Below are 21,512 nucleotides of genomic sequence, written 5' to 3'. Positions count from 1 at the left end.
CCGCCGCGTGACCAGTAGGTGATGTGGTGGGCTTCGCACCACGCAGCCGGGATGGTGCAGGCGGGGAACGCACAGCCTTGGTCCCGGGCCATGATGGCCTTGCGGATGTGGGGCGGGAAGACGCGTGAGGCGCGGCCGATGTCCAGGATCCGGCCCTGGCTGCCGAGGACGACGGGGATGATGTCGGCGTCGCAGGCAATTTTGCGGATCGTGGCCGGGTTCACCGGCCCGGAGAAGGCGAACAGTGCGGTGCCGCCGGTGCTCCCGGCGTTGGTCCGGCCGGTGTAGGCCGGCTGCGGGCCCTCGGTGCCCTGGTCCCACTGGGTGCCCTGGTCCCCCTGTGAGTCTTGGGCCCATTGTGCGTCTTGTCGCTTCCGAAGGTCGGCGAGGAGGTCGCGGTAGTTGATGGTGGCCAGGATCTGGGGCCGGTGTCCGCCGTTGGCGGGCAGGATGTCGGTGGTAAGGACGGTCTGGACGGCGCCGACGAGCCCGTCGAGCCGCATCTGCCCCTGTGAGCGGTGATCCAGGGAGACCTCCGGGACACCCTCGGTGTCCCAACCGTCAAGGCTGGCCGATTCAGCGTTCCCCGCCCCACTGCTTGGTCCGTCACTGCCTGGTCCGTCGGCGCCGTTCCCGTCGTTGCCGTTGCCTTTTGCAGGGGCCGGGGTGCGGGGGTTGGTGGCGGTGTTCATGGCGGTGGTGAGCGTTTCGAACTGTTCGGTGGTGGCGAAAATTTCCAGGTGCTGCAGGCCGTGTTTGGGGCGGCGGATGAACGCGCCCTGGATTTGCCGGAGGGCCGCTTCGGAGGGTTCGGTCCCGTCCTGGTCGATGGCTTCGGCCCAGTGTTTGGCGACGCGGGTGAGGAAGTCGGCGTCGTTTTCGACGGCGGCTTGGGTCAGGTCGTGTTCCATCACGGCGGTGTGGTCCGGGGTGGTGAAATGCTGCGCCCGGTCCAGGGCCAGGGTGATGGTGGTTGCGGCGCGGGAGCTGATCTGGGCGGTGCTGACCGCGGCGGCAACTCCTTGGTACCTCGGGGGGAGCTGTTGCCCGCCGAACCCTGCCCTGGGCAGGACAGAGTCGGCCAGCCCGATCCGGCGGCGGGCTTCGGCGGAGCTGATCCGCAGCCTGCCCCGGAGGAACTCCACGGTGTTCCGGGAGCCGTCATCGCCCGGACCCGGGCCCGCTTCAGCGGCCGTGACGGGGACGAGGGGTGATGCTGCGGCGGTGACCGCTGCGGTGCGGGCCCGGTCCACCGCGCCCGCGGCGAGCACCTGCAGACGGTCCACCTGCCGGGAGAGTACCTCGACCCGGTCTGCGAAATCCGCGGCCTGCCCGAAACCACACGGCGCGGTGTCTTCGGCGGTGATCGCGTCCGCTGACAGCAGCGCCAAGGCCTCATCAACCACGTCCCCCTCAGCAGGACCACTTTGAAGGGCGTTGGCACCGACGATAGCCAGCCCACCGGCACCGGCCCCTAAGGCCCGGTGATCGGTGAGTCCCCCAATGACTTCCATAGAACCAGTCTGATGAGGGGGTCTGACATTAACGGGCCTCTAGCGAGGCCCGGTCGACATTCTGCAGGCTGGCGGCAGAAGAACGGTGGCGAAACTAGGCCAGCGTGATGAGGTCCAGGTAATCCTCGTTCCAGAGGTCCTCAACGCCGTCAGGCAGCAGCACCACGCGCTCCGGGTTGAGGGCCTCCACGGCGCCTTCGTCATGGCTAACCAGGACGACGGCGCCGGTGTAGTTGCGCAGTGCGCCCAGGATTTCGGCGCGGCTGGCGGGGTCGAGGTTGTTGGTGGGCTCATCCAGCAGGAGAACGTTCGCGCTGGAGGCCACGATGGTGGCCAGCGCCAGACGGGTCTTCTCACCGCCGGAGAGCACGCCGGCGGGCTTGTCGACGTCATCACCAGAGAACAGGAACGAGCCCAGGATGCCGCGGACCTCGGCGTCCTTCATGTCGGGGGCAGAGGAACGCATGTTCTCGAGGACGGTGCGGTCGACGTCGAGGGTTTCGTGTTCCTGGGCGTAATAGCCCACCTTGAGCCCGTGCCCCGGGACAATGTCACCGGTGTCGGGGCGGTCCACACCGGCGAGCATGCGCAGGAGGGTGGTCTTGCCGGCACCGTTGAGGCCGAGGATAACCACCTTGGATCCGCGGTCGATGGCAAGGTCCACGTCAGTGAAGATTTCCAGCGAGCCGTATGACTTGCTGAGGCCCTCTGCCGTGAGCGGGGTCTTGCCACAGGGCGAAGGATCCGGGAAGCGAAGGGCTGCCACGCGGTCGTTTTCGCGCACTGCTTCGAGCCCGCTGAGCAGCCGCTCTGCGCGCTTGGCCATGTTCTGGGCTGCAACAGCCTTGGTGGCCTTGGCGCGCATCTTGTTGGCCTGGTCGAACAGGACCTGGGCTTTCTTTTCGGCATTGGCGCGTTCCCGCTTGCGGGCGCGTTCGTCTGTTTCGCGCTGCGTCAAATAGCGCTTCCAGTCCATGTTGTAGAAGTCGATCTGGGCACGGTTGGCGTCCAGGAGGAACACCTTGTTGACGGTGGCTTCGAGCAGCTCGGTGTCGTGGCTGATCACGATCAGTCCGCCCTGGTGGTTCTTGAGGAAGTCACGGAGCCACGCGATGGAATCGGCGTCGAGGTGGTTGGTGGGCTCATCGAGGAGCATGGTCTCGGCGTCTGAGTACAGGATCCGCGCGAGTTCGACGCGGCGCCGCTGACCGCCGGACAGGGTCTTGAGAGGCTGGTTCAGCAGGCGGTCCGGCAGGGCAAGGTTCGAGCAGATGGCTGCGGCCTCGGCTTCGGCAGCATAGCCGCCGGCGGCCAGGAACTCGGATTCGAGCCGGTCGTAACGGTTCATGGCCTTACGCTGGACCGCGGCGTCCTCGCTGGCCATCTCGTCGTGGGCCTTCTTCAGCTTGCCGACGACGATGTCCAGGCCGCGGGCGGACAGGATCCTGTCCCGCGCCAGCTGCTCCATATCCGGTGTCCGGGGGTCCTGGGGCAGGTACCCGATCTCGCCGCTGCGGGTCACCTTGCCGGCGGCAGGCAGGCCCTCGCCTGCCAGGACGCGGGTCAGCGTGGTCTTGCCGGCACCGTTGCGGCCCACGAGGCCGATCTTGTCGCCCTTGTCGATCCGGAAGCTCACCTGGTCCATGAGCAGGCGGGCGCCGGCGCGCAGTTCAAGATCCTGAACGGTAATCAAAGCAGGTAAGGCCTTTCACAACAGGGAAGCCGCAGCACGGCCGGTTGCATGCCGCACGGCGAAAAAGCTGGAACGCCGGGGATGCCGGCCGTGAGAACGGCCCGTTCAAGTCTACCGGCCAGCGCAACCCTGCCAGAACACGCCTTCCCCACTCCGGAGGAGCGCCTTCCCCCGCCCAAAGGGCCGAGTATTTGTGCCTAGCGCCAGACCCCGCGCGGTCCCTCTTGTAGAAGACCAACAAAATGCGGCCAATACCGGGCCGGTAACGTCGAGACGAGCTGATAATTGTTTGTACCCCCTCGACAGGACCTCCCATGACCCAGACCCATTCCGCCGGCACCCTGCAGCCGGCAAAACGCCGACGCTGGAACGCCACCGACCTCGGACTCATCGCCGTCTTCGCCGCGCTCGTCGCGGCGTCAGCCCTGGTGGCGGCCATCCCGGTGGGCGGCCTCGGGGTCCCCATCACGCTCCAGACCCTCGCGGTCATGCTGACCGGCCTTGCCCTCGGCCCCGGCCGCGCGTTCGCCGCCGTCGGGCTGTACACCTTGCTTGGCCTGGCAGGCCTGCCCATCTTCAGCGGCGGCCGCAGTGGCCTCGGCATCCTGGCCGGCCCGTCCGCCGGCTACATCATCGCGTTCCCCCTCGCCGCAGCGGCGGTGGGCTGGCTGGCCGCCGTCGTTATCCGCCGTACGGTGAAGTTCCGTGCCGTGCTGCTGTTTGTCTCCGCGATGGCCACGAGCATTGTGCTGGTCCACGGTCTGGGCATCGCCGGCATGATGGTCAACGCCAAGCTGGACTTCGCCAAGGCGTTCCTCGCCGACCTCCCCTTCTACCCGGGCGACATCATCAAGAACGTCCTCGCCGTCACGGTGGCCATCGCCCTGCACAAGGCCTTCCCCGACCTGCTGGTCCGCCGCGTCCGGCAGCTCCCGCAGAGGGCCACCACACCGCAGGCCGCGGCGCCGGAAGCAACCGCACCGGAAGCCTCCGCACAGCAGTGAGCACCATCTCCCTCAGGAACGTGGGGGTCAGCGTGGCCGTTGACGGCCGCCCTGACCCCAAGGTTCTGCTGCAGGACATTTCGCTGGAGCTCACCGAGGAACGGATCGGTGTGATCGGGGCCAACGGTTCGGGCAAATCGACGCTGCTCCGCCTGCTCAACGGCCTCGTGGTTCCCAGCGAAGGCACCGTGACGGTCAACGGCGCGGACACCGTCCGCAACGTGCGTGCCGTGCGCCAGCAGGTGGGCTTCGTCTTCACCGATCCCCTCTCGCAGCTGGTCATGCCCACCGGGCGTGAGGACGTGGAGCTGTCGCTCCGTCGTTCGGTGCGGAGCGGGAAGGAGCGCCGGGAGCAGGCCACCGCCGCCCTGGACCGTTTCGGGCTTCTCCCCCTCGCGGACCAGAGCATTTACGAACTCTCCGGCGGGGAACGGCAGCTCCTGGCCCTGGCGTCCGTGCTGGCGGTGGAACCCGGAGTTCTCGTGCTGGACGAGCCCTCCACGCTGCTGGACCTCCGGAACCGCGAGCTGCTGCGCCGCACCCTGGCCGGCCTCAGCCAGCAGATCGTAATGTCCACCCATGACCTGGAGCTGGCGCTGGACATGGACCGGGTTCTGGTGGTTGAGTCCGGACAGATAGCGTACGACGGCGGTGCTGCCGCCGCCGTCGAGCATTACCGCTCGATCTCAGCCCGGAGCCTGTCAGGCGGCGACTTCCGGTGAGGGGCCATGGCTTCCTGCTCGCCAACTACGTGCCCGGCACGTCCCTGATCCACCGCATGCCGCTGTGGCTGAAGTTCCTGCTGGTCCTGGCCTGCGGGATGGCCTCGTTCCTGATCGTCGACTGGCGGCTGGCCGCCGCGGCCCTCGCCGTTCTGTGCGGACTGTTCCTGCTCAGCGGCGCCGGGCCCATGCGCCTTTTCCGCGCCGTGCGGCCGCTGCTCCCCATCCTGCTGGTCATCGGCGCCTTCCAGTGGTGGCAGCTGGGCGGGCCCGTTGCCGCGCGAATTGTGCTGAACATCCTGCTGTGCGTGGTGGCGGCGTCCCTGTTGACGGCCACCACGCCGCTGCACCGGCTACTCGACGGCGTCGTTTCCCTGGCCCGCCCGTTCCGGCGCTTCGGCGCTGACCCCGAGCGGTTTGCCCTGACCATCGCCATCATGCTGCGCAGTATCCCGTTCATCGCTGGCGCCTTTTCGGATGTCCGGGACTCGGCGCGAGCCCGCGGACTGGAACGCAACCCCCGGGCGTTGGTCCTGCCGGTGTTCATCACCACCGTTGCGTATGCCCGCCACACGGGCGAGGCGCTGGCCGCCCGCGGATTGGGCGAGCCGGAGGACTGAGCTGGCTGAAGCATAAGCGCCGTCCCTGCTCCGCTCAGCTTGCCGTGGACGACGGCTTCCGCTGGGCCGGTCCCGTCGACTGCCCTTCCTCGAAACGGCACATCACCGCGGCCTGGCGCATGGGACCGCCCCGTTCCTCGAGCTGATCGACCAGCGTCTCGACGCCCATACGCCCCAGCTCCGTACTGGGCAGCGTGAGCACGGTCAGCCGAGGATCCGTCGTCCCAGCCATATCCGGCGTTGAGCCGATCAGCAGAATGGTGCCAGTAAAGGTTCCACGTACTGGACGAAAGACCCATGGTGGACACCTGCCCTCGGTGATGACTTTTCCGCACCGCGCTGGTCTGTACAACGAATACCGGCTCGCGGGAGACTGACGCCATGCGCAACCTGACCTTCGGCATGAACGTGAGCCTGGACGGCTATATCGCCGCGCCCGGCGACGACCTCGGCTGGAGCGTACCGAGCGACGAGCTGTTCCAATGGTGGTCCGACCGGGTGGGGGCGACGGGCCTGGCGCTGTACGGGCGCAAACTGTGGGAGACGATGAGCTCCCACTGGCCGACCGCCGACCAGCAGCCTGGCGCCACACCGGCGCAGATCGAGTTCGCCCGCCGCTGGCGGGACATGCCGAAAGTGGTGTTCTCCTCCATGACCAGCACGGTCGACTGGAACACCCGCCTGGTCACCGGCGACGCGATCACCGAGATCACCCGGCTCAAGGCCGACGACGGCGGCCTCATGGACATCGGCGGTGCCACACTCGCCGCGGCGGCCATGCGCGCCGGGCTGATCGACGTGTACGCGATCGTCACCCATCCGGTCCTGGTGGGCGGCGGCACGCCGTTCTTCACAGCCCTGGACAACTGGGTGAACCTGAGCCTGGTGGAGACCCGCACGTTTCCCGACGGCGTGCTCCTGACCAGGTACGAGACCAGGCGCTGAGGGCGCGACGTCACAGGTTCCCTTTGCGGAGACGTCAATGCTCGTTTATCTCTTGATTGATTTTCACGTTGCATACGTGGATCGTTTGCTCCCTGAGCCGGGGGAAGCCAATCGCCTTGTCATTGCTGTTTTTCTCGTTGCTGCTTGCAGGGGTTCTCGCCTGCGTGAGGTTATGGAACGTCCATCAACAAACGTCGTACTGGGTCCTTTCGCCCAAGGAAGTGCCTTCCAAAGTGCAATTTGCCGACCGCGAATATAACTGCGGTCCCGATGCCAAGCCCGCCGAGCACGACATGACCGGCCTGACCTCCCAGGCTAGGACAGCGGGAGGGGCTGAAATATTTGCGCAGTCACCTTCTGCTGAAGCCAAAGTCTTTATCATCGTGCGAACGGATCAGGGCACTTTCGGGTGCGATCTAATGGGCGGACCCTAGGCCAAGCGTCTGACCCTGAAATGTGGGCCAATGGGGTAGGGCATCCTCATCCACGAAGCTCATCGGTGCCGGGCTTCGATGGGCCAACTGCAAGCAAACGGGCGTCCGAACTCTCGGGTTCGTCCGTTGCCGGCATCCCAAACGGCCCCCTCTGTCGTAGCTGATCTGTTGCAAACAGTTGCAGTGAGGTCATCCCAAAGTTCGGACCGCCGTCGGGCCAGCAGCTCGGCTCGTGCACTTGGAGGGAGACCATCGGCGACTAGCCGCTGAAGGCGGTCGGCGAGGATGCCATCACGTGCTAAGCTCCCCAGAATCGCCACACACGCCCGCGTGCAAGTCGCAATCACTCAGGAGGTTCGCGGTGCCGGACACCACCTGCCACATGTCGATCTCGCTTGACGGCTTCGTCGCCGGGCCGGACCAGAGCCGCGAAGACCCCCTAGGCAAGCGGGGCCGGGAGCTGCACGGCTGGCACATCGGCGACCCGCGAGCCAACGACGCCGACAAGGTCGCGAACGAATGGCTCATGCGCCCGCGCGGCGCGTATGTGATGGGTCGAAACATGTTCGGCCCGATCCGCGGGGACTGGGATGAGGAATGGACCGGGTGGTGGGGCCCCATACCGCCGTACCATGCACCGGTGTTCGTGCTGACCCATCACGAACACGACCCGATCCAGATGGACGGCGGGACCACCTTCCACTTCGTCACCGAGGGCTTCGACACTGCTTACTCGGCAGCGTGCCAGGCCGCAGGGAACAAAGGCGTGGACATCGCCGGTGGGGCCTCGACCGTCCGCCAGGCACTGATCGCCGGCGTGATTGACGAGCTCACCCTCGATATCGCACCGGTCCTGCTCGGTTCGGGCGAGCGCATCTTCGACGGGGTTGAATCCTTTGGCTTCGAACCCGCCGAGGTGCTCCACTCACCGCTGGCCTCCCACATCCGCTATCGCCGCGTCAGCTAACGTCACCCGGCCGGGACCTAGCTTGCGGGGTCGTATTGGAAGGCTCGCACCTCCTGCGGGCAACGACAGGCGACCGCGATCCTCGCGGCCCACTCCAAGGCGGCGTCGTACGTGGGCAGCTCCAGCACCGCGTAGCCGCCTTGGAGCTGCTCCGTCTGGGGGTAGGTTCCCTCGCTCACGGTCCCATCGCCGTCGACCATGACGGGCGGGATGGTCTCATCGATGCCGCCGCCGAACACCCAGACGCCGGCGTCCTTCGCCTCCTGAACCACCGCGTGCGCCGCATCCGAAACGGCCTGCAGGTCTTCGTCAGGGACGGCCATAGCGGCACTCGGAAACGAGATCAGATACTTGGTCATCGCGTCGACTCCTTCTTCGCAGTACGGGGGACCGCCTTCATCCTCGCGGATGCAATCGTGCCGTGCCAAGGCCCCTGCCGTCCCCCGGATGCCGGTACGCGCTGACGGATCCTCTAGCCAGACAGCATGAAAGACTCGCAACTTGAACGACGACACCAAAGGCGCCCTGCACCATATCGAACTGTGGGTGCCTAACCTCAAGCGGGCCAAGGAAGAATGGGGCTGGATATTGTCCCGCTTGGGATACGAGATTTATCAGAATTGGGGCAGCGGAATCAGCTGGCGGCTGGGTCCCACCTACATAGTTGTCGAAGAATCACCGGACTTGAGCAGCCGGGAACATCAGCGCACTGCGCCCGGGTTGAATCACCTGGCGTTCAAGGCCGGGAGCCGAGAAGGTGTAGATGCTTTGGCTGGAGAGGGCGCGCACCACGGCTGGAGCCCGTTGTTCGTGGACAAGTATCCGCACGCTGGCGGGCCCGAACACTACGCCGCTTATCTCGTGAACTCCGACGGCTTCGAACTAGAGCTCGTTGCCACCGCCGAGGAACCCCAACTGCACCCTCAAAACGCGTAGCGGATGCGGCAGTAGGGAGCGATCTTCTCAATAAGCGCGGTCAGTTGCCGCACGTAGCCCGCCTTGGCTCTTGAACGGTACCGGACGTTGGTGAAGCCGTTGGACGAGACCTTCGACTCCTGGAGGTCCGGACGCCACAGCACGTTCTCCGCCTGCGGATGCCACCCTAGGTTGACCTCGTGGAGGCCCTCGTTGTGAGTCAGGAAGATGACTTCCGCCGCGAGTTGGGCCTTCGCGGCGTCTGACAGGGTGGCATCGAGTTGGCGCAGCAGCTGCTCCCAATCGCTGAGCCAGGTGTCCGTAATGATGACAGGCGAGAAGTTCACGTGCACCTCGTAGCCTGCATCCACGAAGTCGTTGATTGCAGCCATGCGTTCCGCAACCGCCGACGTACGAACGTCAACCGATTTGGCCAAATCCGCGGGCATGAGGGAAAAGCGGATCCTGGTGTGACCGCCGTGGTCCCACTCGAGCATCGCCTGGTTCACGTACTTGGTGGCGAAGGACAGCTTGGCTGTCGGCAGGTCGCGGAAGAGCGTGACGAGGTCCTCCACGTTGTCGCTGATCAGCGCATCGACGGAGCAGTCGCTGTTTTCACCGATGTCGTAGACCCAGAGTTCCGGGTCGCACTGGTTGGGCTCCAGCTTCATGCCCTGGCGTGTGGCGTGACGTTCAAGCGCCCCGGCAATCTGGTCGATGTTGGCGAACACAGTTACCGGGTTGCTATACCCCTTGTGCCGGGGAACGTAGCAGTAGGCGCATGCCATGGCGCAGCCGTTCGCGATGGAGGGGGCAATGAAGTCCGCGGACCGGCCATTCGGCTTGACCGCCAGCGCTTTCTTTACGCCCAGGACTAGCGCCTCCGTTTTGATCCGGGACCAGCGCGGCACGTTCGTTTCGTCACCGTGCACCTCCGGGATGTTCCAGTGATTGTCGACAAGCACGACGTCGGCATCCGGCCAGCGTTCGACGATCTCCTGGCCCCTGGGCAGCTCCAGTGCAGCACTTTGCGCATAGATGCGCCGGATCTGCAGCAGCCGGTTGAATTCCATACTCCCATTCTCCCAAGACGCCGAAGATGCCGTTGGCCGTTAAGCCCACGGCATCTGTTACGTCCGCGAAGCAATTCATCCGCGCCGGCAAGGAAGGGGACGACGGCGTCACCAACCGCCGCGTGTTGGCGTATGTCCCTTTCGGGCATCGGCGGGCATGGCCATTTCGGCCCGCAGGCCCAGGAGCCGGATGGGACGGCCCGCTTCGATTGTGGCTACGAGGTCCAAGACCCTCGCGAGGATTTCGCTCCGGTCGAATGTCTCGGGGATCTTCTTCGCGTGGGTCGTGGTGAAGAACGGCGCGTACCGGACCTTGAGGGTCAGCCCTATAACGGGCCGTCCTTCGGCCACAACGTCCTCAAGAACGCGCGCTGTCAGCTCCCGCACGGCGTCGTCCACCTGGGCAGGCTCGGTCAGGTCTCGCTGGAAGGTGGTCTCCCGGCTATGCCCGCGGGCAACCCACGGGGTGTCGTCCACAACGCTGACGCCGTCTCCGCGTCCGAGCTCCGCGTACCAGGGGCCCATCTTTGGCCCGAATTCCGGGACCAGGTCTTGAGGGTCGGTCGCGGCGAGCTGGGCGACTGTGTTGATACCGAGTTTGGTCAGTCGGCCGGACACTTTCGTTCCGACGCCCCACAGGTCCTTGGTGGGGCGATTGCCCATGACGTCGAGCCAGTTCCCGGAAGTGAGGCGAAAGACGCCGGCCGGCTTGCCGAATCCCGTGGCGACCTTGGCTCGAACAAGGGTGTCGCCGATACCCACGCTGCAATGGAGCCGAGTTCGCTCCAGGACAGCCGCCTGCACCTGCCGGGCGTAGGCTTCCGGGTTCTCCGTCTCAGTGCCTACAAAAGCTTCGTCCCAACCCAGCACCTGCACGGTGGCGCCGGGCTGCGAGCGCAGGGTAGCCATCACCGTGTCAGACGCCGCGAGGTAAGCCTCCTGATCGACGGGGAGAATCACAGCGTCCGGCACTTTCCGGGCCGCGATGCGCAAGGGCATTCCGGACCCCACGCCGAACGCCCTGGCTTCATAGGAAGCAGTCGACACTACAGCCCGTTCCGTTGGGTCGCCCCGGCCCCCGATAATGATTGGCTTGCCCACGAGATCCGGCCGCCGGAGCACTTCGACCGCCGCGATGAACTGGTCGAGATCGACGTGCAGCACCCACCGGATTCCGCTCACGCCACCAGTGTGCACTAAACATCCCGAGCAAGCACCATCGCTGCAGGCCGCATCGCCCAAGGAACTGCGAAGCTAAAACTCACCGCGGACCGCGCGGAGCTGCGAACGGCGGCCTTGCAAATAGGGCTCTATGTCGGAAACAGTACGCAGGGACAGTGCCCTTACGTCCAGTCCCCTCGTCCCTTCCAGCACCAGGCCGTTGCCATCATGCTGACCGGCTGCCCACCAACGGTCAGCGTCCCGCCATATGGCGAATAACTCCTCCGCACCGTCGACCGGTATCGACACTTCCTCGCCCCGCTCCGCAGTAAGCACCTGTAATCGGCGTGACAAGTCCTCTCCGCTGACTGGAGGGCCGTCGGCCATCAGCCGGCGGTGGGCAATGGTCAGCCGCGGATCCTGACTTGTGGTGGTGACCTGGACCCTGGGGCCGGCTTGGCCTGAACCAAACACAACGCCCACTGCGGTGGGCGGGCGGCTGCCAAGATCCCACTCGCCTATTGCAATTGGCCCGGACCACTCGCCGAGTCCGTAACAGGGCAACTCGCCGAAGGACCCCCGGACGAGTTCCTCCATGCGCCCGTACTCATCCCAGAATTCGTCCGGCGAAAGCCACCCCGTCACCTTCATAGCGAAAGTATGACAGCGCTGGGCGCCACAACCGCCGTCCGCGCCGGCAGCCAGGACCGTAGCGCCGTCATGTGTAAAAAGGACTCCACCGCCACACCCCCGCATAGTGCGCATAGTGTTTGAGCGCAGAAGGGCATCAGCCGCCGGGTTGCGCGACGTTACGGGCGCCTCTTGACCCCTCCCGGCATCCGGACCACACTCGTTACTGATTACCAATTGAGAAATTCGTAAATTCCTGTCGACACCCCACCCAGCGCCGTGGCCGGAACCGGACAGCGCAGTGTTGACGGGCCAGCGCCGTGATTGGGGGCCGGTGGGCATGAGTACCTAGGCTGTGCGCGCTTGGTGATTTCTGCACGTTTAGCGGCGCCGTGAGGCCTTAACCCGGCTGCCGCCATCAACTAATGTAGGGTCTCAATCCGAGGAGCACCTCATGGGCCAAAGGCCAATTGTTCAGTGGTGGAATGAGCTTGATGAGCCCACAAGGAAGTGGCTCGTTGATAACCCCGGTTGCGTTGTACTTCCGCGGACCGTGGCAAACGTGGTTTGCCAGGTCTCCGGCGGCCATGTCGCCCAGGATCAGCACGGCGAACTCCAGCTTTCAGAGGCGGAACAGTCCTTCATCAGGGCGAAGAGCAAAGCCTCCCAGGTATCGGCCGGCAAACGCGCGTGAATTCACCGGTGGCGGAACGCTACCGGCCGATGGTCAGGGGTTTTGTCGGCAATACACACGATGCCCGCTGCAGCTGAACGACGGCGGCGCCCGCCACCCGGTTGTTTCTTCCGGTGTCGTCGCACCAGTCAAGGTTGTACGGCACTGCCGTGACCGTCGCCTGTCCCGAAACAGTGCGGGCGGGGACGACGAAAGTGTAAGAGAAGCCGCCGCCGTCGTTCATTGCGGAGGTGGTGTTGACGACTTTCGCCCCGGAGGAATCGGCAACGCTGATCTGAATCCGGGCGTTGGCACCATAGCGGGGGTTGCAATCGGCGTCCGGTGCCGCGACGGTCACCGGCTCCCCCGGCCTGGCTTCTGAAGGCTTCACCGAATATGGCGGCGGAAAGCAGGGCGGTTCCCCGGCCGGGGAGGGAGCGCAGCCCGCAGCGGCAATCGCCACCATTGCGCCGGCCGCGGCAACGGCGGCGATTCGCCGACACCCCGGGGAATCCACACCGCCATTATGGCACCGGAGGGTGCCGCAAGCACGGCACAAGGATGCGGGGACCGCCTGCAACAGGCGGTCCCCGCATCCTTTGTTATTGCGGATCAGTGGCTCTTTGCGATCACCGCGTTCCAGTGGTGAAGGTCCAACTCCGCGAGACGAACGGGTTGCCCGCCATGTCACGGATGGACGAGACCAACACTGTGTACGTACGGTTCGCCGCCAGCGTTTGCGACGGGTTGAGGGTCACTGTCCGGGTGGTGCTGTTGTAGCTTACCGCCGCCGAAATGACCGTCGTTCCGAGCCGCAGCACCACAGTTCTTGTGCTGACGCCGGTGATGGGTTCGCTGAACCTGGCGGCCACATTGGCCGTCCGGGCTACGCCCCGTGCACCGCTGGCCGGGCTGACCGCAACCAGCGTGGGTGCCGGTCCTGCGGTGAACTGCCATGACGCTGGTGCCATCGTGTTCCCCGCCGTGTCGCGGATCGACGAGAATGCCAGGCTGTAGGTGCGGTCCGCCAGGAGGTTCGCGCTCGGGTTGACCGTGACGATCCTGGTCGCGTTGTTGTACGTCACCGCGGCGGGGACGACAGCGGTTCCGAGCCGCAGCACCACCGTCCGTGTGCTCATATTTGTGACCGGCTCGCTGAACGTCACTGTCAGGTTGGTGGCCTGACTGACCGACGTGGCCCCCGGCGCCGGGTTGCGCGAGGTGATAGTCGGGGCAACGAACTCGGAGCGCGGGGTCGTAATGGCCGTGCGTGCCGACCGCGCCCCTGTGCCTACCGCGTTGATCGCAGCGACATCGAATGTATAACCCGTGGCGTTGATCAGCCCGGCCACCACAGCACCCGTTCCGGTGCCGACGGTGGTCGTCCGTACCGGGGTGGTTCCGGTGCCGATGAAAGTACGGACCTCATAGCCGGTGATCTGTGCCCCGCCGTTAGATGCCGGCGCGGACCAGCTCAGTGTGACCAGCGCGTTGCCGGCCACAGCCCTGACGCTGCCGGCCGCAGCCGGTGCCACCGCCGCAGGCGCCGGGGTAACCGGTGCCGAGGCGGCCGAGGCCGCCCCGGTGCCCGCCGCGTTCACGGCGGCAACATCGAACGTGTACGCCGTCCCGTTGGCCAGGCCGGTAACGACGGCGGTTGTCACGTTGCCGGTGACCTGCTGCGTAACTGCCACAGCGGCTCCGTTGAAGGCCCGCACGCGGAATCCCGTAATGGGCGACCCGCCGTCGGAGACCGGGGCAGTCCAGGTCAGCGTGGCCGTTCCGTCGCCCGCCCTTGCTGTCACCGCGGTGGGAGCATCGGCAGCGGCCAGCTCGGCTGTTGGCGCCGGGGTCACCACGTTGGAGGCCACCGAGAACGGGCCCGTGCCCTGGGCGTTCGTTGCCGAAACCTGGAACACGTACTTGTTGCCGTTCGTCAGGCCCGGCACCACGAGGCTGGTGTCGGTTCCCGCCGCTGGGAGCAGGTTGCCCACCTGCACGCCGGCAGGGTTCGTGGTCACATCAAGCACCTTCACGCTGAAGCTGCTGGCGATGCCGACGGTCGGCGCGGTCCAGGTAACAGTGGCCCGGGCATTTCCGGCGGTGGCGGTGCCGATGACGGGAGCTCCCGGCAGTACCGTGTCGGAGAATGCGAGGGCTTCGATGTTCCGAAGGGTGTCCGTTCCATCGGTGCCGACGTTATCCGTCACGGTGGTGGTGGAACCGGGTGAGCCGAGGGTACCGTCGCCGCCGGTGGTGGCCACGGTGTAGTTGGCCGCCGGTCCGGAGAAAACGGCAGTGTCGGTGTTGCCCGAGGTCTGCGCGGCCGTCGGAGTGATGACCTCCCGGACTGCCACCAGGTTGCCTGGATCGATCAGGCCGGCGGCGACGTCGGCTTCCAGGGTGTGGGTGCTGTCCGGCCGGTAGGTGTGCTCCATGAGGTCCGTGCTGCCGATTTCACTGGCAGGATCGCTCGGGTTGCTGCGGACGCTGATCCGCACCTGGACGTACCGGTCACCGTCGATCACGTCGTCGGCGCCGCGGCCCTCCAGCCTGTCGCTGCCGAGGCCGCCCAGCAGGATGTTCCCGTCGCCCCACACCGGTCCTTCAAGGGGGCAGGTGCCCATTGCGGAAGCCGCGGCGATTGGGTCGAGCGGGGTGCTCGGGGCCGGAAGGACCGCGCCCAGTCCGGCGATCCGGTCGATGCCCGCCTGGTCGAGGACGTCGCAGCCGCTGAAGCCGGCGCCGCCCACGGTGCTCGGCGCCCGGTCGTCACCCTTGATCACGTCGTCAAACGCGGATCCGGAGTTGGCTTCCGTTTCCTGCCAGCGGTCGCGGTTGACCACAATCTGCAGCGGCAGGCCGCCCAGGTTCTGGTTGATCTTCATGTCATCGTTGGCGCCCACCGTGTCGTACTGGTGGATGGCCCAGTCGAACCCGGCCGCACCGGCGAACCGGTCAATCGCTGCGTTGGAGGCCATAAGGTCGTCGCCGCCTTCAGCGTCGTAGTCGTTCTCGCCTACCTGGCCAACCATGATGTCGTTGCCCGGCTTGGTCTGCGCCGGGTCGTCGAAGAACGGGGCACCGTGGTCGCCCTGGAGCAGGTCCTGGCCGGAGCCGCCCTGGATCCAGTCGTCCCCGCCGTCGCCGAACACCGCGTCCGCGCCGTCACCGGCCCGGACGAAGTCGTTGCCGGGCCCGGCAAACGTCTCGTTGTCGTTGGCGCCGCCGTTCATGAAGTCCTGGCCGTCGCCGCCCATCGTGATGTCGTCGCCGATGCCGGCATTGACGTAGTCGTTGCCCGGGCCGCCCTTGAGCACGTCGGCCCCGGAAAGGTCGGTGATCCTGTCGTTGCCGTCACCGCCGAGTGCCACGTCGTCGCCGCCGTTGCCTTCCATGACGTCGTTGCCGGCGTTGCCCCAGAACGTGTCGTTGTCGTTGCCGCCGGTGACCCTGTCCGGGCTGTCCGTGCCGTTGTAGACGGACTGCCCGTTGATGCCTGACGGGTCGACCGTGTTCTTCTCCTGGTACTGGATGGTGCCGTCAGGCTTGCGCAGGAGCAGCGCATTCTCGTTGCAGTCGGTGGTCGTCGTGTCGTCGGCCACGGATGGACCTGACGCAGTGAACCCGTCCGGCGTGCCGGCGAGGTTGCCCAGCTGGAACTTGCAGTCCGCCGTCGCAAACACGTCAGCCTTCAGCGTGTTCACGCCGTCGGTGTTGCGCATGATCATCTCGGAGAAGCTGTTTCCCTCGAGCTGGGTTCGCAGGTTCATGCCGGGCGTGCGGGCCAGGTAGTACAGCCGGTCACCGTTCTGCAGGTCAGTCAGCTGGTTCTCGAACACGTAGTTGAACGTGCTGCCGAGGAGACCACCGAAGAGGTTAGTTTTCTCCGCCAGGCCGCCGACCCACAGGTCAACCTTGTTCAGCCCGGTCTCCTGGCCCGCCCAGGCTCCGGAGCTGTTCATGAAATCGATCATTTCCGCGGTGGGAGGCGTGGCACCGGGGCCCGGATCGACGATCGCTTTTGCCGCTGCGCGCTTGTCCGCCAGGGTGGTGGCGTTGGCAATGGTCGGGTACGTGCCGTAGGCGGCCACGAAGTTGATCAGGGACTCGGGGTGCTTGATGTTCTGCCCGAAATCAGCCCAGCTGGTGTAGGGGGCAAGCTGCCCGTCACCGGTGGAGTCGTGGAGCTGGCGCCGCACTTCGTTCAGCGGAGGGACGCCGGCTTCACGGGCACGGGTCATGTTGATGGTTGCGAGGTCGAGCGGCAGGCCGAGCAGGTTGTTGCGGAGGGTGTCCGTGACGAACTCATCAAGCTCGTTGCCCGTCTGGTCGCTCATGCCCATGACGACGGCGCCCGCGGCCTGCTGTGAGGTCAGCTGGTTACCGTGCCCGTCGTCGGTGAACGCCGGCGGATTCAGGAAGCCGTTAAGCAGCGGGATCGAGTTGTCCGTTCCGTCCGGGTTGGTGCGGGCGATGGTCTCGGTCAGCATGGAGTGGCCGAACCGGTATACGGCGTGCGCGAACTCGGCGTGGATCGCACCGTTGACGTCCGTGTGGTAGACGTGGAACGGCTGGACCGCCGGCTGGACCTTCCGGGCAAACTCCTCGAACACCAGGTGCTGGTATTCCATCTCGGTGACGAAGCGGGCGGCCTGGAAGAGTCGCTCACCGTTCCAGCCGTCGGTGGTGCCCGAGGCCAGCTTCCATTCCGCCAGTGCCGCGATGCCGGTGACCGAGGTGTCGTTGGTCAGGGTGTTCTTGAAATCGTCGACGAGCCGGTCGTGTTCCGAGTGGAAAATCTGGTGGATGGTGGTGAGGCCGATGTTCTCGTTGACGCGGCCGTCACCGGCAATGAAGTGCGCGTCCAGCATTTCATCGTCGTAGGTGCCCGGAGCCTGGCTGGCGAAGTCGGCCGAGGCCACCTTGTCGTCGTCAGGCACGGGTGTAACCGGCGGCGTTCCCGGGTTGTGGTCCGTGTCCTGCGGGGACGGGTCCGCGTTGTGCGCGATGTCCGTCAGGAAGGGGGTATCAAAGTACTTGACGTTCGCGGGCACAGGCACGGGATTCGTTGTGTCGCCCTCGACCATGCCGGTCGAGGTAACGTACTGCGGCAGTCCGCGGTCGGGCCCGAGGATGAACTTGCCGTAGGGGTCCGTGGCGATCATCGGAACGTTAAGGACGTCCTTGTCCGTGAGATGGAGACCGAGGAGGGTCTCTGCCTGGGTCTTGACGGTCTCCCAGGTGGCCATCCCGTTTGCGGCGTTGGTGCCGGCTGCTCCGCCGAGCAGCTTGCCCGTGGAGACGGGCTTGCCTTCAGTGTTTTTCACGTACTCCCGTACGAACACCTGGTGGGATGGGTGTGAGGTGTAGGTCTGGGACTGGTCCACATACGGGGAGTCGGTGTTGAGGGCTTCCTGGACGTCGTCCGCGCTTTCATCGGTAGGCGTCGCGGGGTTGTCGCCCAGGACGCCGTCGGGGCCGGGCTGGTTCTGTGCGCGGGTCAGCACCATGAAGCGCTGGCTGGCGGGCAGGTCATCGGCGTTGCCGGAGATGTGGTCAGGCCCGGCTACCAGAGGGTCATCAGCGTGGAGCGGCACGAACACGTTGCCGCCGCTCTTGACGGTCTGGTCCACGCCGTGGTCAAAGAACTGCCCGAACAGGGTGAACATCGAGTTGTAAGGTGGCGAAAGCCCGACGTCGGTGGTGACGTTCGGAATGAAGAGAGTGTCGTGCGACGGCACGCAGCCGGCCGGAACACCCGCCACGGGCGGATTTGGCAGCGGATCGGGGTCGGTGGTGCAGGGGTGGACCCCGACGTTGCCTTGGGTGCGGACCGGGAACCCGGCTGCGGCGACCGCTGCCGGGTTGGTGGAGGTCTGGTCAACGATCAGGTTACTGATGTCGCGCGGCTTGCTGTCGAAAACGTTCCCGCTCTTCTGCTTGTAAGACGTTGGGCCGGCAGGACCGAAACCGGCGGGCACGGGGTCTGCATCGTTGAAGACCGGCGTGGTGTAGCGGGGAAACTTCTGATCAGAGGCGCCGTAAGTTTCGCGCCCGGCCAGCAGGTTGTTGCAGGATCCGTCGACCGTACGGAGGCCGTACGAGGTCAGTGCGTCGGGGATCTGGTTGGGGCCCGTACCGATCAGGGCGCCACAGGGGCCGGTGACCGACGTCGTGTTGGCAACGTGGGCTTCAGCGATCTTGATCTGCTTGAGGATGAAGGCGAGGTCCGACGTCGTGACGGTGAAGCCCTCGCCCACAGGTGCGGTCACCGCCTGGGCCGAGATGGTTGCCGACTGGCCAATGGCCGCCACTAGGGACATGACCACGCCGGCCGCGACGACGCGGTTAGGGGCGGCGAACAGGCGCCGCCGGCCTCCTCTAGCGTGCTTGGGGCGCCGCGGCGCCCCCAAGGAGGCCGTCCGATCACCTCCAATGGCACTGATTGGGTGGAACACTTTCATGACGCACCTGCCTATTTTCTTGGTTGAACGCTTTGATTGAACGTTGCATCGGACGGTGCAAGATTGCGGACGTTGCCCTGCAGAAACCTTGGGCCGTTTTTCCCGGCAAAGACGCCGTTCGGACAGGCGGCAGGCGCTTCGCCCGGTACCTAATAGGTCGATTGAGCCGCGCAGCGGCCCCGCCGTCCCCCAGATCAGGGGGTGCAGCCCTACCAGACAGCGGACCTGGCCGGGGCTTTCCGCAAGTGGCGCCGCCTAGTCTCGGCCGCCATGCGAGGCCGGACCACTCGGCGGTGTGCGCCTGTTCCGGTGCGGAATCCCGTGACTCTCAGGGAATTCCCAGTTGTCAACAAGCCTTTCCGAAGGGTTGCTCTTGTAGCTTGTCCGCAGTTGCCACTAACATTCCGTGCAACTGCCGCTAGGAAGGCCCCGCACCTCCTCTCGCCGAGGTGTGCGGGGCACTCTCCTCTAAGGGCGATGGGACAGATCCTTACAGATCTGAACCACCGTCCACCAGTCCGCCTAATCGTTACTTTTCGGTATACCTAAATCTCGGTATCCTCGTCTTATCGGTACCCCCAATGACGAGGATGGATGATGGCTGTTTCGACCCTTTCAGAGCGCACCGCACCAGGCCGGGTCTGGTCGCGCCTGCTGTTGCTGGGTCCGGCGTTCGTGGCGGCCATCGCCTATGTCGACCCGGGCAACGTGGCAGCGAACCTGACTGCCGGGGCGAGCTACGGCTACCTGCTGGTCTGGGTGCTGGTGGCGGCCAATGCCATGGCTGTGCTGGTGCAGTACCAGTCCGCCAAGTTGGGCCTGGCCACCGGCATGAGCCTTCCCGAGATTCTGGGCAAGCGCCTGGGGACCCGCCGCCGGCGGGCGTACTGGGCGCAGGCGGAGATCGTGGCCGGAGCCACCGACATGGCTGAGGTGATCGGCGGGGCCGTCGCACTGAACCTGCTGTTCGGGCTTCCGCTTTTGGCTGGCGGGATCATCATCGGCCTCGCGTCGATGCTGCTGCTGTCGCTGCAGTCGAACCGGAGCCAGAAGTCCTTCGAAGTAGCCATTCTGATCCTGCTCGGCGTGATCGCCGTCGGGTTCGTGTCCGGGCTGTTCGTCAATCCGCCGGACGCCGGCAGTGCGCTGACCGGCCTGGTGCCGCGTTTCGAGGGAACGGACACCATCCTGCTTGCCGCGAGCATGCTCGGCGCCACGGTGATGCCGCACGCCATTTACCTGCACTCCGCCCTCGCCCGGGACCGGCACGGTTTCTCGGAGAACCCCGCAGTGAGGACCCGCCTCATCCGGGCTACCCGGTTCGACGTGGCCGGCGCACTGTTGCTGGCCGGCGTCGTCAATATCGCTATGCTGCTGCTGGCAGCCTCCAGCCTGCGCGGCGTGGAAGGGACGGACACCATCGCCGGCGCCCACGCCGCGGTGACATCGGCACTGGGTCCGGCGATCGGCGTCGTGTTCGCCATCGGCCTGCTCGCCTCGGGCCTGGCGTCCACCTCCGTGGGCTGCTACGCCGGCGCCACCATCATGGGAGGCCTGCTGAAGGTCCGCATACCTCTGCTCACCCGGCGCGTGATCACGCTGGTTCCGGCATTGGCGATTCTCGGTGCCGGCATCGAACCGACGCTGGCCCTGGTCCTGAGCCAGGTGCTCCTTAGCTTCGGGATCCCGTTCGCCCTGATTCCGCTGATCCGGCTCACCGGCAAGCGCGAGGTCATGGGCATTCACACTGACTCCACCCCGCTGAAAATCGCGGGCTGGACCAGCGCCACGCTCATCGTCGGCCTGAACTGCGTGCTCATCGCCCTCACCGCGCTGGGTGTGTCCTGACGGTCCGCCGCCGGCCGACAGATCCGTCGCTTCGAAGGCCGAATCGTAGGGACGCCGCCCGCCGCGGGAGGCACTGCCATTCAGGACGCCTACGGTGCGTTTGCCGCCGTCGCGGATGCGCAGCGGGGGAACTGGACCAGTGGCGCGAGCTGAGCCTCAGCTCAGGCATCGACGAATAAGAACCGGCACGGCCCCGCCGTGCTTTTACTGGGGGCGGTGGAGTCGACAGCTCGCTGCGGACAGCCTTCCGGATCTTTACCACTTGCTCCGTTCCGAGAGCTCGTGTTCAGCTGCCACACGCATCTGCCTGAAATGGCGTCGCGCTTTCGGTGCCCGGCCTGTGCCGGGAGCGTCGGCAGAGTCTTCCTTGTCGCTTGCCCACCCGCGCATCACTTCACCTTTTCATCGGTTGCAGTACGCAGGTCCCGCTCAAAGTCAGACTGGCTTTCCCACCACATGGTTGCCATGGAAGCCTCCTTAGCCCCGCCAGCTATTCGGATTCGAAGCCGAGGCGGTCGCGGACGAGCTTGGCGACGACGGCGGCGTGCTGCTTGTTGTCCGCGCGGGCATCCGATTTCAGCGTCGCCAGATATGCCACGTACGCGGCAGTCCGGGTGTCATATGCCGCGGCGCGCGTTTCGAGCGCGAGGGCAAGGGTGGCGTGGGCCTGGGCCAGCCTGGTCTGCAGTTCGGCGTCGACATCGGCGCCTGAGAGTGCTTGCTCTGCGGCGGAGAGAAGGGACCGTGCGACGTCCGCGTGCTCGTTCGCGGCACGCTGGCCAAGGTCGGGCTGCATAGGCTCTGCCTCTCTCTGTAGCTCGCGACGGGCGGACGCGAGATGTGGAG

18 protein-coding genes are annotated in these 21,512 nt (G+C 65.8%); 8 read left to right on the top strand and 10 right to left on the bottom strand.

What is annotated here, in order from left to right:
• The coding region (locus DBZ45_RS11515) for an HNH endonuclease (protein ID WP_111904044.1) at positions 1-1,514 on the bottom strand (1,514 nt) is incomplete at its 3' end.
• 94 nt (positions 1,515-1,608) lie between these two features.
• A complete protein-coding gene (locus tag DBZ45_RS11510) occupies positions 1,609-3,207 on the bottom strand; it encodes an ABC-F family ATP-binding cassette domain-containing protein (RefSeq protein WP_102973571.1) in 1,599 nt (532 codons plus the stop codon).
• Positions 3,208-3,521: 314 nt separating this feature from the next.
• Between DBZ45_RS11510 and DBZ45_RS11505 the strand changes: the two genes are divergently transcribed.
• The 3 genes from DBZ45_RS11505 to DBZ45_RS11495 are packed head-to-tail and all read left to right on the top strand — an operon-like array spanning position 3,522 to position 5,553.
• Positions 3,522-4,211: a biotin transporter BioY gene (locus DBZ45_RS11505; protein WP_111904040.1), complete on the top strand. Its 690-nt coding sequence runs from the start codon at positions 3,522-3,524 to the stop codon at positions 4,209-4,211.
• Entirely contained in the window at positions 4,208-4,933 is a 726-nt protein-coding gene (locus DBZ45_RS11500; RefSeq protein ID WP_111904039.1) for an energy-coupling factor ABC transporter ATP-binding protein, read from the top strand. The genes DBZ45_RS11505 and DBZ45_RS11500 overlap by 4 nt, the downstream gene beginning before the upstream one ends.
• Positions 4,930-5,553 (top strand): energy-coupling factor transporter transmembrane component T family protein, encoded by a 624-nt coding sequence (locus DBZ45_RS11495; RefSeq protein WP_111904038.1) that lies wholly within the window; start codon positions 4,930-4,932, stop codon positions 5,551-5,553. Before DBZ45_RS11500 ends, DBZ45_RS11495 begins: the two co-directional genes overlap by 4 nt.
• Before the next feature lie 34 nt (positions 5,554-5,587).
• Here DBZ45_RS11495 and DBZ45_RS11490 read toward each other — a convergent pair whose 3' ends face one another.
• Positions 5,588-5,785, bottom strand: a complete 198-nt coding sequence (locus DBZ45_RS11490; protein ID WP_111904037.1) for a hypothetical protein — start codon at positions 5,783-5,785, stop codon at positions 5,588-5,590.
• A gap of 149 nt (positions 5,786-5,934) precedes the next feature.
• Between DBZ45_RS11490 and DBZ45_RS11485 the strand changes: the two genes are divergently transcribed.
• The 3 genes from DBZ45_RS11485 to DBZ45_RS11475 all read left to right on the top strand — a co-directional run bounded on the left by DBZ45_RS11485 (position 5,935) and on the right by DBZ45_RS11475 (position 7,899).
• Positions 5,935-6,498, top strand: a complete 564-nt coding sequence (locus DBZ45_RS11485) for a dihydrofolate reductase family protein (protein ID WP_111904036.1) — start codon at positions 5,935-5,937, stop codon at positions 6,496-6,498.
• A gap of 116 nt (positions 6,499-6,614) precedes the next feature.
• Complete coding sequence (locus DBZ45_RS11480) at positions 6,615-6,932, top strand: hypothetical protein (RefSeq protein ID WP_223257030.1); 318 nt, start codon at positions 6,615-6,617, stop codon at positions 6,930-6,932.
• Between the two features lie 361 nt (positions 6,933-7,293).
• The gene (locus tag DBZ45_RS11475) at positions 7,294-7,899 is read left to right on the top strand and encodes a dihydrofolate reductase family protein (RefSeq protein ID WP_111904035.1); all 606 of its coding nucleotides are present in this window, start codon (positions 7,294-7,296) and stop codon (positions 7,897-7,899) included.
• A gap of 17 nt (positions 7,900-7,916) precedes the next feature.
• Here DBZ45_RS11475 and DBZ45_RS11470 read toward each other — a convergent pair whose 3' ends face one another.
• Positions 7,917-8,258, bottom strand: a complete 342-nt coding sequence (locus tag DBZ45_RS11470; RefSeq protein WP_111904034.1) for a YciI family protein — start codon at positions 8,256-8,258, stop codon at positions 7,917-7,919.
• A gap of 142 nt (positions 8,259-8,400) precedes the next feature.
• Here DBZ45_RS11470 and DBZ45_RS11465 point away from each other — a divergent pair, with 142 nt between their 5' ends.
• Positions 8,401-8,835 (top strand): VOC family protein, encoded by a 435-nt coding sequence (locus tag DBZ45_RS11465; RefSeq protein WP_190243099.1) that lies wholly within the window; start codon positions 8,401-8,403, stop codon positions 8,833-8,835.
• Here the strand turns inward: DBZ45_RS11465 and DBZ45_RS11460 are convergent.
• The 5 genes from DBZ45_RS11460 to DBZ45_RS23475 form a co-directional block, all read right to left on the bottom strand.
• Complete coding sequence (locus tag DBZ45_RS11460; protein WP_111904033.1) at positions 8,823-9,887, bottom strand: spore photoproduct lyase family protein; 1,065 nt, start codon at positions 9,885-9,887, stop codon at positions 8,823-8,825. The two genes, DBZ45_RS11465 and DBZ45_RS11460, sit on opposite strands and share 13 nt — an antisense overlap.
• Before the next feature lie 108 nt (positions 9,888-9,995).
• Positions 9,996-11,069, bottom strand: coding sequence for a DNA polymerase IV (locus tag DBZ45_RS11455; RefSeq protein ID WP_440130515.1), 1,074 nt, complete (start codon positions 11,067-11,069; stop codon positions 9,996-9,998).
• A 72-nt stretch (positions 11,070-11,141) separates the two neighbouring features.
• Complete coding sequence (locus tag DBZ45_RS11450) at positions 11,142-11,699, bottom strand: hypothetical protein (protein WP_111904031.1); 558 nt, start codon at positions 11,697-11,699, stop codon at positions 11,142-11,144.
• Positions 11,700-12,391: 692 nt separating this feature from the next.
• The gene (locus DBZ45_RS11440) at positions 12,392-12,742 is read right to left on the bottom strand and encodes a hypothetical protein (protein WP_223257029.1); all 351 of its coding nucleotides are present in this window, start codon (positions 12,740-12,742) and stop codon (positions 12,392-12,394) included.
• A gap of 238 nt (positions 12,743-12,980) precedes the next feature.
• A complete protein-coding gene (locus DBZ45_RS23475) occupies positions 12,981-18,677 on the bottom strand; it encodes a peroxidase family protein (protein ID WP_111904028.1) in 5,697 nt (1,898 codons plus the stop codon).
• 738 nt (positions 18,678-19,415) lie between these two features.
• Here DBZ45_RS23475 and DBZ45_RS11430 point away from each other — a divergent pair.
• Positions 19,416-20,666, top strand: a complete 1,251-nt coding sequence (locus tag DBZ45_RS11430) for an Nramp family divalent metal transporter (protein WP_111904027.1) — start codon at positions 19,416-19,418, stop codon at positions 20,664-20,666.
• 490 nt (positions 20,667-21,156) lie between these two features.
• Here the strand turns inward: DBZ45_RS11430 and DBZ45_RS11425 are convergent, their stop codons facing one another.
• The gene (locus DBZ45_RS11425) at positions 21,157-21,462 is read right to left on the bottom strand and encodes a hypothetical protein (RefSeq protein WP_111904026.1); all 306 of its coding nucleotides are present in this window, start codon (positions 21,460-21,462) and stop codon (positions 21,157-21,159) included.
• Between the last annotated feature and the right edge of the window lie 50 nt (positions 21,463-21,512).

Origin of the sequence: Arthrobacter globiformis, from assembly GCF_003261175.1 — a bacterium.
GTDB classification, from domain to species: Bacteria; Actinomycetota; Actinomycetes; order Actinomycetales; family Micrococcaceae; genus Arthrobacter; species Arthrobacter globiformis_A.
Note: the sequence above shows the minus strand (reverse complement) of the source record. Positions and strands in the feature narration are given on the sequence as shown.